Raw genomic sequence first — 14,002 nt, forward strand, 5'->3', positions numbered from 1 at the left:
AGTTGAAAATGATGTTGTAATGAACGGTAATGTGATTTTGCATATTAATCAAGAATATATGATAGGATTTGTCGGCAATGAATTCTTACTCAACGAAGTTTATTACGGCGTTTATCATGGACAGGCGAGCGACAATCATCCAGTTACTGGAGTTACATTTTATGGTGCGATAGAATACTGCGATTGGCTGTCAGCCATAACTGGCCTTGAACCATTTTATAATGGCAATTTAGACAACAATGAATTCCATAATCCTTATTTAAGTAATGGATATCGTCTTCCAACATCTGCCGAGTGGGAATATGCTGATCAATATAATGATCATAGAATTTATCCGTGGGGGGATTTTGGGCCGCTTCCTGAAATCGTCAATGCTCATCAATGGTATGGCGGAACAACTCCAGTTGGTTCGTTTCCAGATGGATCCGGCTTGCTTGGCATTATGGATATGGCAGGAAATGTTTGGGAATATTGTAATGACTGGTCATATGATTACACCACCGATTCAGTTATAGATCCAATCGGTCCAGAATTTGGCACAAGCAAAATCTACAAAGGTGGGAGTTGGCTAAACACGCAAGGGAATTATATGTATTCATGTTCTTTTAGAGTTATAGGTTCGCCAATTTCTTTTGCTGATGCGACACACGGATTTAGAATATGTAAGACGATAAGATAGAAAATTATAAGAGCAGACGAGATATCAGGGGGTCATCTTGATCCCCTTTTTCTACCTCCTCCCCCTCCCTTCAAAATCCTCACCACCCCACCAACTCCAACCACTTCACCTACCTTGCCCAACCATCATCACCACCCCTGTCCCATTGTCTTCCGACAGCACCCGGTAAAACCCACGCTCCTGGTCTACCTGGTTGCGGTGGGTGAAGGTTGTGCTGGGAGTGTAGCCGATCCTGGTGAAGCGGACCCCACCATCCAAGGCAGAGGACCATTCAATCCGATACGCAGTCGCTGTAGGCACTGGGGTCCAGCTGATCACGTAGTCTTGGCCAACCTGCTGGATGTCAAGTTCCTGTGGCGGACTGATAGGTGGATTGCCGGTGGCGATGCCGTAGACAGCAAAGTTTTGGTTGCTGGCATCAACTTGAACTATGACATCGTCAAAACCATCGCTATCATAGTCTAACACAATTGGACCGCCGTGAACAAGAAGTGAGGCCAATAGTGCTCCACTTTCGATGTCGATAATCTGACAAGTTTGCGTGTTTGGTATTCTATAGAAGTATTCTCCCGATCCCGGATTTCTCATTTGCAAACCGTAAACAATATGGTATGATGATCCACTTCCCTGTGGATAAACATATCTTATTTCATAAGGAATGGTATATCTATGAAGAGAAACAGCATCATAATAACCATTTCCAGTAGGCAATTCTTTGCATCCATCATTATTTACGTCAATTGGTTCCATAACCTTGGCTGAACAACTTAAACCACCAGGCGTGCCAAAGCTTATAAAACTTGCCTTCAGCACAATGTCTTGTGCCCAGACCAAACCGCTCCCAGCCAACAAGGTGGCCAAGGTCAACATTTTCACATTCATTTTGTGCTCCCAACCATCCTGACCACCCCTGTGCCGTTATCTTCCGACAGCACCCGGTAGTATCCCTGTGACTGGTCGGCCTGGTTCCTGTGGGTGAACGAGGTCTCCGTGGTGTATCCTATCCTGGTAAAGGATACGCCGTCGATGGCAGATGACCACTCAACACGATATGCCGTTGCCGTAGGCACCGCAGACCAGCTGATGACGTAATCCTGGCCTACCGTTTGGATGTAGAGTTCCTGGGGAGGCGAGATGGGCGGATTGCCGGTGGCTACTCCGAATACCTGAAAGGTAGTCATATCCAAGGGGATCAGGACATCATCAAGCCCATCATTGTCAAAGTCGTATATCATAATTTGATCACCAAGAACAATTTGCTCGGTCAAAAGGTCACCGGAGTATATGTCAATGAATTTCCATTTTAATGGTTGATAAGTATTATCAATAGCGATATATTCCGCAATTCCAGGATTTCTCATTTTTGCTACAAATATGTTGTTATAAGCAAAGCTATGGTTATTATTGCAAAAAGGCAGAAAGTAAGGAGCTGTTGTTATAGTATCAAAAAATCCGCACGGAAGGATAGGTATCTCGTCAATACCGTCACAATTTACATCAGTCGGAACCACTTGTCGAACTGCCGTTAGCATTGAAGTTAAAGACATTTGTGGATGAAATGTTGCCTTCAGAACAATCTCCTGTGCCCATCCCTGATGCAGGATGGCCAAGACTGCAAAGGAACCGATGATGGATTTCATAGGATGCCCCGTTAACGCCTTCCTTCCCCAGCCACAGGCCCAGAACGTCCACCAGCTGTCACAGCGATGACCTTGTAGAAGCCTTTTGGTACATCGCCAAAGCCTATGTGTTGGAAGGTCGAGCTTGTTGCATAGCCGACTTGTGTGAAGCAGGGTGCGTCCGGATCCGCGGACCACAGCACTCGATAGCCATCTGCATTCGGGACGGACTGCCAAGTCAGCAGGACATCTGGCCCAATGGTCGTGATGTCGAGGGTTTGCCCGGGGGAAGCGAGGAAGGAAGAACCAACACCATAGACTTGATATGTGTAACAAGTCGGGTCATCTCCGTAACCTGTTCTTGGAGAGAATACAAAGATGTCATCCAATCCATCAGCGTCGTAATCTCTGCACACAACTCTCTGAACTCCACCGGCTGTCAGCCCTTGGAAAATGATTTCACGAGTATTTATATCATAAACATAGATGCCATCATTAGACCCGTTTACGAATTCACCAACCCATTGATTTCGGCACTTACAAAGACAAACATTCGACGGAAGTGCATACATATCACTCATGCTTGCAGGTATTACATACATCTGACCGGTAATGACATTTAGTAATCCTATCCCACCTTGTGGTCCTGCCGAATATCCAGTATTTACCTCCAATACGCCATCGCCGTCCACATCGATATCAAGCCAAGAGGTTAGACCATTGTATAGTGAGATGTTGGCCATCTGCCCAGTGTGCTTCAATCCAATCTGGGCGAAAGTCACCACAGGCACGATAAACAACCAAGCGATCTTCATAAGAACTCCGGCCATTGACGCGGGGGAGGATGCCGAAACGAAGGCAAATGAAGACGGAATATGCAAGGAAGAAGTCAGGAGAGTGACATTGGGATACTATCTTTGATAGATCAACTACTTCAGGTAGGCCAGAGACGTGCAGATCCGCCACCACATCCATTACCTCGACCGCGGGGAGGATTGCTACCGGGCAGAACTTCGCTTTGATCCGCCTTATGATGTTGGCGTTATGTTGGGTGCCATCGACCAGATCTACCCAAAGGATCTCGGCCATCATCCCAGTGCCCAAGCCGTCGATGTGGACTACGTGTTGAGCGTGGTGTCTGCAAACGGCGTGCTACACGTTGTGGAGCCCGTGGACAAGGCATCGGTTGTCAGCGTCACCATCCGCCAAGGCCACACGGTGCAGGACCTGGTGGTGCGGGAGAGTGATGAAGTCATCCTGCTGGCGGGCACGAAGTGTCTTGTGTTGTGGGTGGTGGCGGGAAACCCCGGCATCTTGGCGGTTAAGGCCCTCGTTGTGCCCGACAAGGATGGCACGCACAGCAAAATCCGACGCAACATCGGCGACCTGCCCTTGCAGGAATACCTGACCAGGAAGCTCCTACACAAGCCGGAGGACGAAGACCTGGCTGTCACCCGGTGGCCGGATGTGTTGAAGACCCGCGAGGCATCCGCATATCTGCGGATCGGGGATAGCACCCTTCGTCAGAAAGTGGCGGAAGGGCTGATCCGTCGCACGGCATCCAAGAAATTTCTGAAGGTGGACCTGGATGCATACCTCGCGGGCATAAGGAAACGCTGACCGTGTGCCCAAAATGTGCCCAAAAAGCTGACGAGATCCACCATTTTTCAGCTGTTTCTGGCGGTCGGACATTGCGAAACTCGGCACGTAAAGTTATGATAATCAACAAGAAATGATGACCATCAACGGATAGGCAAGAAATGCGTCTGGCGAGTCCCTCCCTCTCCGTTGAAGAAAAAGGCCCGCCAGGGCCTTTTTCTTCAACGGAGAGGCATATGTGGGTCCCGCGCTTAGCGGGACCTTCCTTAGGGATTCACGGAGTCGCGACGAGTCACATCGCTGCTCTGTGGACCTGATGCGCGACTCCGTCGACCCGCTTGATCATCAGCGCGGCTTGCCGCGATGATGGTCCTCCGAGGGGTTCCGCGCTTGGCGGAACCTTCCGCCGGGTCCTGCACGCCCGAGCCATTCTCATGGGCGAAGCGGGACATCTGACCCGGGCGTGCTATCCCACCCAACGCGACCGCCGAAGGCCAAGATGGCCCGCCAGGGCCTTTTGCATGAACGGAGAGGAATACATGGGGCGTGCGCTTGGCACGCCTTGCCATAGGGATTCGCGTGTTCGCGCCGACGACCAAGGCCCGTGTCGCGAACATTGTCCGCGAACACGCCGACCCGCTCGACCATCAGCGCGGTTTGCCGCGATGAGGGTCCTCCGAGGGGTTCCGCGTTAGCGGAACCTTCCACTGGGTCCTGCCCGCCCGAGCCATTCTTTTGGGCCAAGCGGGAGATCCTCCGCGGGCATGCCTTCCTACCCACCATGACCGCCGAAGGCTACCAGTGGGGCCATCGTTTAGCGACATTCACGGCCATGAGCTCGCCCATGAACTATTCCCCGGCCAGGGCCTTGGAACTGCTGCGCATCGGCTCCGGCATTCCCGCGGCATCCTTTCGAGAAGGCCAGGAAGACGCCATCCGTCATGTGGTGGAGGGCCGGGGTCGCCTGTTGGTGGTGCAGAAGACAGGCTGGGGCAAGAGCTTCGTCTATTTCATCGCGGCGCGCCTCCTGCGCGAGCAAGGCAGCGGGCCGGCCATCTTGATTTCACCCTTGTTGGCACTGATGCGCAACCAGATCCGTGCCGCGGAGAGAATGGGGGTACGTGCGGCCACCATTCATTCCGACAACCAGCAGGACTGGCCGGAGATCGAGAGTCGCCTGGCGCGCCATGAGATCGACTTGCTGTTGATTTCGCCGGAACGCTTGGCCAACGAGCATTTCACGGGCAAGGTGCTGGCCCCCATTGCCGCTCAGGTTGGTCTCCTGGTCATTGACGAGGCGCATTGCATATCAGATTGGGGTCATGATTTCCGACCCCATTACCGGCTCATCGAACGCATCGTGCGAACCTTGCCCCCCACTTTGCGCTTGCTGGCCACAACGGCCACGGCCAATGACCGGGTGATGGAGGATCTGCGCTCGATCCTGGGTCCACGTCTGGAGGTCATGCGTGGCGATCTGAACCGGCCATCCTTGCTTCTGCAGACAATCACCATGCCCAGCCAGGCCGAGCGCATGGCCTGGTTGGCGGAGCGGATCCCCGCCTTGCCCGGCAGCGGCATCGTTTACACCCTCACCGTTCGGGATGCCAGGCAGGTGGCGGAGTGGTTGGCTTCGCGCGGCATGCTCGCCCAGGCCTACACCAGCGATTCCGCGGATCGCGAGAGCTTGGAGGATGCCCTGCTCGAAAACCGCATCAAGGTGATGGTGGCCACCACGGCCCTCGGCATGGGCTTTGACAAGCCGGACCTGGCCTTTGTGATCCACTACCAGACACCTGGTTCCGCCGTGGCCTATTACCAGCAGGTGGGACGCGCCGGACGCGCCCTGGAAGCCGCTTATGGCGTGCTGTTCAGCGGCGCGGAAGACGCGGACATCACGGACTACTTCATCAACTCCGCTTTCCCCACGCGGGAGGAAGTGCGGCAGGTCCTCTCCACCCTTGATCAGGAAGCCCAAGGCCTCTCCATCCCTGAGATCCTCGCCCGGATCAATCTCAGCAAGGGCCGTGTGGAGAAGGCCTTGTTCCTCCTCTCGCTGGAGTCGCCGGCGCCCATCGTCAAGGATGGAAGCCGCTGGCAATTGACCGCGGCGCAGCTAAGCCCCCAGTTCTGGGAGCGCGCCGAGCGATTGACCATCCTGCGGCGGGCCGAGCAGGCGCAAATGGAAGAGTATGCGGCCTTGCGACAGGGCCACATGGAGTTCTTGATCCATGCGCTGGATGGCGACGCCAGGGGCATTCAGCCGCCCCGCCTTGACCCTTTGCCCGCCGGAACCAAGCCGGCCCTGGTCCAGGCGGCCATCGAGTTCCTCAGGCGCACGAAGCTCGTCATTGAACCACGCAGGCTTTGGCCAACGGGCGGGATGCCATCACTCGACCAGAAGGGGAGGATCTCTCCCAAATTCCAGATGGAGGAAGGACGGGCTCTTTGTGCCTGGGGTGATGCGGGCTGGGGAAGTCTGGTTCGGCAGGGGAAGTACCAGGATGGACACTTCTCGGATGACCTCGTGCAGGCTTGTGCCAGGATGATCCGGGCATGGCGGCCACAACCACCCATCGAGTGGGTCACGGCTGTACCATCCTTGCGTCACCCCCGCTTGGTGCCGGATTTTGCCCGGCGCCTGGCAGCGGAGCTGGGCCTGCCTTTCCAGGAATCCTTGCGCAAGACAGGGCATCGTCCGGAGCAGAAGACCATGGCCAATTCCATCCAGCAGGCCCGCAATGTCGACGGATCTCTCAGCGTGAATGCACTGGCCGTCCTGCCTGGGGCCGTCTTGCTGGTGGACGACATGGTGGACTCGCGCTGGACACTGACCCTGGGGGCCTATCTTCTTCGCGAGCACGGCGGTGGCGCCGTGTTTCCCTTGGCTCTGGCCACAACAGGATAGACACCATGTTCTCCCAAATCAGCCCGAACACCCAGGCCATGTTGATGCTCACCGCGCCCCTGATCACAGGTCGGGGTGTCGCCGAGGGGGACCTGCTGAAACCCAGCGAGTACAGAGTGCTGGCGAGGATGCTGCGCGACAACGAGGCTGAGCCGGCCGACTTGATGGGTCCGGCGGGCCTGAGCCTGATGCAGCGGCTGCCGGTCCCGCTGGATCCCTCACGGATTTCACGCTTGTTGAATCGCGGCTTTCAACTGAGCCAAGCCATCGAACACTGGAGTGCGCGGGCCATCTGGGTGATCAGCCGTGCCGACGCCGCCTACCCCGACCGCTACAAGAAACGGCTGCGCGAGGAGGCGCCCATCGTGTTGTACGGTGTGGGCGACAAAGGTCTGCTGGATCAGGGCGGGCTGGCCGTGGTCGGTTCCCGGGATGCATCCCCGGCGGCGCTGGAACACGCCCGGGCGGCGGGTCGACTGGCGGCGGCCGCGGATGTGATGATCATCTCGGGCGGGGCGCGGGGCATCGATCAAGCCGCCATGGCCGCCTCGTTGGAGGAGGGGGGAAGGGCGGCCGGGATCTTGGCCGACAGCCTGGAACGCGCCGCCCTCGAACGTAGCTCGCGGGAGGCCCTGATCCATCGCCGCCTGGTGCTGACCTCGCCCTACGATCCTTCCGCCCGCTTCCAGGTTGGGCATGCCATGCAGCGCAACAAGCTGATCTATGCCTTGGCGGACCTGGCCTTGGTGGAGGATTCGGACCACAACCGGGGGGGGACCTGGGCGGGAGCTGTTGAGCAACTCGAGAAACTGCGCTTCGTGCCCGTGCTCGTGCGGGACGACCACGATCAGAGCAAAGGCCTGTCGGCATTGGTGCGCAAGGGAGCTAGTCGGTGGCCGGAGCCCCGCGGCCCCGCTGAACTGCACCAGTTGATCAAAAGCATGGAAAGCACCGGCGCCTTGTCGAATCCCTATCAGCTGGCCCTGGATGACCCGGGTGTCCTCGCGGCCAAGCCCGACCCGACACGTGTGCGCGAATCACCGGCGGGTGCTGCCCCAGACGTGCAGGAACTAGCGAGTTCCGCCATGGCCCCCGCATCCAGTCCAGTCGCCCAGCCAGTGTGCAAGGCGAGCGTGGCGCCAGCATCCACCATGGCTTGTGAACTCTACCTCTTGGTGCGGTCACTGGCCTCCCGCCTGTCCGAACCCTTGCTCGAGAGGGAGATCGCGGAGCTGTGGGGCGTGACGCCCAAGCAGGCGAAGGCATGGATCGGCAAGCTGGTCAAGGATGGCATCCTGCTGCGCTCCGTGCGACCGGCTCGCTACCGGGCCCAGCCTCAACCTCTGCCGCTCCTTGAGGAGGAGCCAGATCCAGCAGAAGATCGCCCGAAGGGATCCAAGGCCACCAAATCGTGACCATGGAACGCGGCATGACGAGGGCATGATGGCAGCCCTGGCCCTGTCCTGGCTGCAAATGCCGGGCTGGGCCATGAGCTTTGGCCCCGCCATCGCTCCCGGCGAGGTTGCGGCCGGGCGCGTTTTTCTACGATTAGATCGTGTGGCGAGAAATCTCGAAAACGCTGGTCCAACGATCCTAACCACACCCGTTCCATTGTCTTCTGAAAGAACCCGGCGGAATCCACGTTCCTGATCGCATGGGCGATTGCATTTAAATGATAGCATCGCTCATTTCTCTGTTGAGTGTCCGGTAGCATTGGACCTGGTTGGGCATATCCAAACGGATATGAGCTAGAGGAGTTACCTGTAAAGGAGGTTAGTTAGTACGGTGCCGTATGTTATTGCGACTGGCGTAGTTTAATGGATGGGCTCCCTTCGTATTACAATGAGAACTGGGAACTCATCACTCCTTCTAATAGTCAATATGGAGCAATAGGTTATCGTTTACCAACAGAGGCCGAGTGGGAGTTTGGTGTAAGATATAATGATAATCGTTCTTACAATTGGGGCAATAAATCGCCTGATTGCCAAAGAGCAAACTTTTATAATGAAGAATTTTGTGTTTGGTGGACAAGTCCAGTTGGAAGTAATCCTGTTGGTACATCTTGTTTAGGATTACAGGATATGTCTGGTACTCTATTAGAGTGGTGCAATGATTGGTATGATGACTACAGAGCTGATCAAAAAATCGATCCTTTAGGCCCTTCTACTGGCAGTCTTTAGGTGTTCCGCGGTGGTCATTGGGATAATAGTGATGTTGCATTGAAATGTGCTAATAATAATGCGGGAAACCCGAACACTCGTACCAGCAATGTTGGTTTCCGCATCTGCAGGACCGCCCAATATGGAAGGATTAGCAATCAACCATTGGACATCCAGACTGTGATGTTAGAAATCAATGTAGAGCATATGTCCGTTTGATTCGCCTCTTCGAATTCCAATAGTCATGAAATCTGATCCATCAAACGCTAGTCCCCAAAACTGATACCCGGTAACTTTGATAGAGTCAGCTGTAGATCCATAGTAGTTCAATTTATAAATAGTAGACCACCTATCTTCATTTGGATTCAATCTACTTGGATGCATAACACAACATATATAGTTTCCATCCCAACAAGCTCCACTATTAAATGTAGAATTATTCATTGAGTATATTAATTGACCATTTATCGATACTTGGCTCCAAACACCATTGAAAAGCCATAAATCTTGTCCATCAAAAACAATGTCTTGTGGATGAGGTACTGGCGATTGCCAACTTAACAATACATTACCCTCTCTATCAACTTTGTAAACGTTTATAATTGGGGTCGTGATTGTGTATGTTATAGGGCCATCATGAACCCAAAAATATTCACCATCCCATTCGATTGCTCCACAACGCCCACCAGGCGCGGGAAAGAAGTCAATAACTTCACCTTCTTCATCAAGACAGCAAAGGTACCGAGAAAATGATATATAACTGCTAACAACCCACAAGTTATCCCCATCCCAAGTCATTCTACCAGAGCCTAAAGTGTCAATAATTGGAAAACTCACTCTGACATTGTTATCTTCCATTTCAGACTCGCATCCGAAAACCATTAAAACAGAAAATAGCATCATTACTAATCTAATGGCTGAAACGGAAGCGTAATTTATCTCTATAAACGAGTATGCTTTCACAATTAGACTCCTTATCTATTCTTAAGTTTGCCGTGAACTTCGGTCGCAAAAATAATTCCACCCTGTATTAGAATGTTACTCGCTTCGCCAGGAGGATAATCACCGGTCAGTCTGGATGCTTCAACGAAAATTCCATTCTGACCGAAAACACAATAAGTACCTGCACCAATAGTTGTTAACCTACCACCTTCTTCAATATCAATTTCACCAAAGCTATGAGGATGACTATCTGTGCCGGTTAAGATGAAGAAACCAAGACCGCCAGAAACGTACGGATAGATGTAGCCCCTTGTCATTGAAAATCTATTCCCAAGAAGCAATTTCATTTGAAGAAAGTTACATCCAGCACTGACATTTCTGCCATATATCTCATAATTGTATTTCGTCAATAAAGTTACATCCAAAGCCGTCCCAAGATACTTGCCATGAAGAAAGGCATCACCAATCAACAGCCCACTTTCACCGATTTCATCCCCTTCGACGGTGCTTTTGTTGATATAGCCGAAGCTGATCGCACCACCGCCATTGACTAATCCCTGGCATGTAGAAGACAAGAGAAGTACCAAGGCAGGGGAGATCATTTGTCTGGCATTCATAGGACACCATCCTGATGTTTTACTTTTGGAATTATTACTACTTTCCCAAGTGAGTACTTCACCGCTCTGCCCACTTGCCCCAACCATCCTGACCACCCCCGTCCCGTTGTCTTCCGATAGCACCCGATAGAAGCCACGCTCTTGGCCTACCTGGTTGCGATGGGTAAAAGTTGTGCCTGTGGTGTAGCCGATCCCAGCTGCAATTGGACTCCTGGGCAGATGTCGATGTTGGATTGTGAAGCCTGTGACGCGTGGGTGCGCGAGGGTGGCAAATCCGGCCTTAAGATTCAATGGGGAATGTCGCAAGCCACAACATCCATCATGCACCAGCCGACGGGACAATCCTGTGCTGGAATGGACGAGGCAGGGCCCTTGATCCTGGATTGCCTGGTTCCAGTGGGTGAAGGTCGTGCCCGTGGCATAGCCGATGCGGGTGAACGTGGCCCCGTGGATGACGGATGACCATTCCACCCCACAGGCCTTCGTGCCGGCTGCGGGCCAACCCGTCCTTCTTCCATTTTTCCATTGGGCGGACGGAGGAGCTTCCTTAGCTTCGCCTCGCCCAACGCCGCCGCGACCATCCACCCGCTGCTCCCCGCCGGGGGCTTGCCGTGCCGCGCGGCGCCCGCGTCACCAACCAATGAGAGGGAGCCCTCATGCGCCTGCCCACCCTTTGCCTGCTCAGCCTGCTCGCCGCCGGCGCCGCCTCGGCCTGGACCACAGGCGGCACACCCTATGTCGAGGGACAGATCCTCGTGCGCTTCGGCGAGGACGTGAAGGACGAGGCCGAGGCCCGCCAATGGCTGGCCGACGACCGCTGCGAGCCGGCCCGCGCCCTCGCCCCCTCCCTGGGCATCTGGCTGGTGGAGTTGAAGGAGGGTCTCTCCGTGGAGCAGGCCCTGGCCGAGCTGGAGGGCAACCGCGCCCTGCGCTGGGCCCAGGCCGACCACAAGCTCCAGTGGCGCCAGACCTTCCCCAACGATCCCATGTGGTCCAGCCAGTGGGACCTGCACAACACGGGGCAGGGCGGCGGCACGCCCGACGCCGACATCGACGCGCCGGAGGCCTGGGACCTGGGCACGGGCGGCCTGGACGGCAACGGCGACCCCATCGTGGTGGCCATCGTGGACGGGGGCATGGAGCTGACCCACTCCAACCTGGCGCCCAACCTCTGGGTGAACGCGGCCGAGGCGGCGGGCACCCCCGGCGTGGACGACGACGGCAACGGCTACGTGGACGACATCAACGGCTGGGACGCCTACGCCGGGGACGGCAGCATCCCCTCCAACGGCCACGGCACCCACGTGGCGGGCACGGTGGGGGCGCGCGGCAACGACGGCAGCCAGGTGACCGGCATCAACTGGAACGTCAAGTTGATGGCCGTGGCCGCCTCCAGCGGCACCACCTCCATCGCCGTGGCAGGCTACAACTACGTGCTGGTGCAGAAGACGCGCTGGCTGCAGACGGGTGGAGCGAGCGGCGCCAACGTGGTGGCCACCAACTCCAGCTTCGGCGTGGACCTGGCCAACTGCGCCAGCGGCTCCTACCCCGCCTGGAACGACGTGTACAACGCCATGGGCCAGGTGGGCATCCTCTCCGCCGCCGCCACGGCCAACGCCAATTACAACGTGGACGTCCAGGGCGACGTGCCCACCGGCTGCTCCAGCGACTGGCTGGTGACCGTCACCAACACGACCAACACGGATGTCAAGTACAACGGCGCGGGCTACGGCGCCACCACCATCGACCTGGGGGCGCCGGGCACCAGCGTGCTCTCCACCTACACGGGCAACGGCACCAGCACGCTCACGGGCACCTCCATGGCCACGCCCCACGTGGCGGGTGCCATCGGCTTCCTCCACAGCGTGGCCAGCCCTGGCTTCACGGCCGAGTACAACGCCGACCCGGCGGGGGCGGCCCTCACCCTCAAGCAGATCATCCTCGACACGACGGATCCCAAGCCCTCCTTGCAGGGCATCACCGTCTCCGGCGGCCGCCTCAACCTTTTCAACGCCGCGCTGGAACTCTCCACCTACGGCGGCGGCCTGCTCGAAGGGGTGGTCAGCAGCCAGGCCTCGGGCGATCCCCTCGCCGGCGCCCTCGTCGTGGCCAGTCCGGGCAACCGCAGCACCACCAGCAATGCCCAGGGCGCCTACATCCTGGCCCTCCAGCCCGGCGACTACCTGCTCAGTTTCAGCGCCTACGGCCACCAGACGGCCGAGCTGCCCCTCACCATGCCGGCCGAGGGCGGGGCCACGCTGAATGCCGCCCTGGCCGCGGCGCCCATGGCCACCCTCTCCGGCGTCCTGCTGGGCGGCGACGGCCTGCCCCTGGCCGGCGGCGAGATCGAGATCCAGGGCGCCCCGCTGCCCTCCCAGATCACGGACGGGTCCGGCGGCTTCTCCTTCCAGGTGCCCCTGGGCCAGGAGGTGGCGCTGATCAGCCGCACGGCGCCGGGCGAGCTGCATGATCCCCAGGAGGCCGACGCCCACGGTTATCGCGCCTTCGATCCCGGCGACGCCGACTGGAGCCGCACGGTCCTCACCCTGGCCGGCGACCAGGTCGTCACCCTGCGCGGCGCCAACCGCGCCGTCTACGCTTGGACCACCATCAGCCCCGAGCAGGGCGGCCCGGGCACGGCCCTGGTCTACACGTCGGACGACCAGACGCAGACCATCGCCCTGCCCTTCCCCTTCACCTACTACGGCCAGGTCTTCACCACCCTCTCCGTCTGCGGCAACGGCTGGCTGGCCCTGGGCGCCACCACCAGCACCGAGTACCGCGGCCAGGCCATTCCCACGGCCGCCCAGCCCAACGCCGTGCTCGCCCCCTTCTGGGAGGACCTCTCCCCGCAGCAGGCCGCCTCGGGCGAGATCAGCACCTGGCACGACGTGGCGGACGGCCGCTTCATCGTCGAGTTCTTCGACATCCGCCAGTACACGCCGGCCACGGACTTCGAGCGCTTCCAGGCGATCCTCTTCGATCCGGCCCAGCACCCCACTGTCACGGGCGACGGCGCCATCCTCTTCCAGTACGCCCAGGTGGGGGAGACGGACAACACGACGGTGGGCATCGAGGACCCGGCGGGCGCCGTGGGCCTCCAGTACTACTACGGGCGCGGCAACGGCGTCAACACGCCGGGCGGCATCCTGCCCTCCACCAACCCGGCCCTTGCCCCGGGCCTGGCCCTGCTCTTCACCACTGGCCTGCTGCCGGTGGAGGCGGGGCTGGGACCCGTGACCGATCTGGCCATCGCGGTCCAGACCGGCCAGGTGGCGCTGGACTGGAGTCCTGTCGCGGGCGCCACGGCCTACCGGGTGGAGAGCGCCCCCGTCCTGGGCGGTGCCTGGACGGGGGCCGGCGTGGTGGGCGCGCCGGGCTGGAGCGGGCCCGCGCCGGCGGACGGCCAGCGGATCTACCGCGTGATCGCCATGAATTGAAGCGCTGCCACCGGAGCATGCTGGAAGGGGGCCCGCGCG

10 protein-coding genes and 1 pseudogene are annotated in these 14,002 nt (G+C 57.4%); 6 read left to right on the top strand and 5 right to left on the bottom strand.

Annotation, left to right across the window (positions count from 1 at the left end; all coding sequences use genetic code 11):
* The coding region (locus Q8O14_15285) for an SUMF1/EgtB/PvdO family nonheme iron enzyme (protein ID MDP2362091.1) at positions 1-679 on the top strand (679 nt) is incomplete at its 5' end.
* Positions 680-784: 105 nt separating this feature from the next.
* Here the strand turns inward: Q8O14_15285 and Q8O14_15290 are convergent.
* The 3 genes from Q8O14_15290 to Q8O14_15300 are packed head-to-tail and all read right to left on the bottom strand — an operon-like array spanning position 785 to position 3,113.
* Positions 785-1,561: a hypothetical protein gene (locus Q8O14_15290; GenBank protein ID MDP2362092.1), complete on the bottom strand. Its 777-nt coding sequence runs from the start codon at positions 1,559-1,561 to the stop codon at positions 785-787.
* Positions 1,558-2,319 (bottom strand): hypothetical protein, encoded by a 762-nt coding sequence (locus tag Q8O14_15295; protein ID MDP2362093.1) that lies wholly within the window; start codon positions 2,317-2,319, stop codon positions 1,558-1,560. The genes Q8O14_15290 and Q8O14_15295 overlap by 4 nt, the downstream gene beginning before the upstream one ends.
* A gap of 11 nt (positions 2,320-2,330) precedes the next feature.
* The gene (locus tag Q8O14_15300; GenBank protein MDP2362094.1) at positions 2,331-3,113 is read right to left on the bottom strand and encodes a hypothetical protein; all 783 of its coding nucleotides are present in this window, start codon (positions 3,111-3,113) and stop codon (positions 2,331-2,333) included.
* 136 nt (positions 3,114-3,249) lie between these two features.
* On the opposite strand from Q8O14_15300, the gene Q8O14_15305 reads away from it, so the two are divergent.
* The 4 genes and pseudogenes from Q8O14_15305 (at position 3,250) to Q8O14_15320 (ending at position 8,985) form a co-directional block, all read left to right on the top strand.
* Positions 3,250-3,918, top strand: coding sequence for a helix-turn-helix domain-containing protein (locus Q8O14_15305; GenBank protein MDP2362095.1), 669 nt, complete (start codon positions 3,250-3,252; stop codon positions 3,916-3,918).
* A gap of 823 nt (positions 3,919-4,741) precedes the next feature.
* Positions 4,742-6,805 carry a RecQ family ATP-dependent DNA helicase gene (locus tag Q8O14_15310; GenBank protein ID MDP2362096.1) on the top strand — a complete coding sequence of 688 codons (2,064 nt, stop codon included), beginning with the start codon at positions 4,742-4,744 and terminating at the stop codon, positions 6,803-6,805.
* Positions 6,806-6,810: 5 nt separating this feature from the next.
* Positions 6,811-8,220 carry a DNA-processing protein DprA gene (locus Q8O14_15315; protein ID MDP2362097.1) on the top strand — a complete coding sequence of 470 codons (1,410 nt, stop codon included), beginning with the start codon at positions 6,811-6,813 and terminating at the stop codon, positions 8,218-8,220.
* A gap of 381 nt (positions 8,221-8,601) precedes the next feature.
* Positions 8,602-8,985, top strand: a pseudogene (locus Q8O14_15320) (SUMF1/EgtB/PvdO family nonheme iron enzyme).
* 165 nt (positions 8,986-9,150) lie between these two features.
* Here the strand turns inward: Q8O14_15320 and Q8O14_15325 are convergent.
* Together Q8O14_15325 and Q8O14_15330 are read right to left on the bottom strand one after the other, a co-directional pair.
* The gene (locus Q8O14_15325) at positions 9,151-9,927 is read right to left on the bottom strand and encodes a hypothetical protein (GenBank protein ID MDP2362098.1); all 777 of its coding nucleotides are present in this window, start codon (positions 9,925-9,927) and stop codon (positions 9,151-9,153) included.
* A gap of 11 nt (positions 9,928-9,938) precedes the next feature.
* A complete protein-coding gene (locus tag Q8O14_15330) occupies positions 9,939-11,108 on the bottom strand; it encodes a hypothetical protein (GenBank protein ID MDP2362099.1) in 1,170 nt (389 codons plus the stop codon).
* Positions 11,109-11,179: 71 nt separating this feature from the next.
* Here Q8O14_15330 and Q8O14_15335 point away from each other — a divergent pair, with 71 nt between their 5' ends.
* The gene (locus tag Q8O14_15335) at positions 11,180-13,963 is read left to right on the top strand and encodes a S8 family serine peptidase (GenBank protein ID MDP2362100.1); all 2,784 of its coding nucleotides are present in this window, start codon (positions 11,180-11,182) and stop codon (positions 13,961-13,963) included.
* Positions 13,964-14,002 lie beyond the last annotated feature (39 nt).

It is taken from the genome of bacterium, from assembly GCA_030685015.1.
GTDB lineage: Bacteria > CAIWAD01 > CAIWAD01 > CAIWAD01 > CAIWAD01 > CAIWAD01.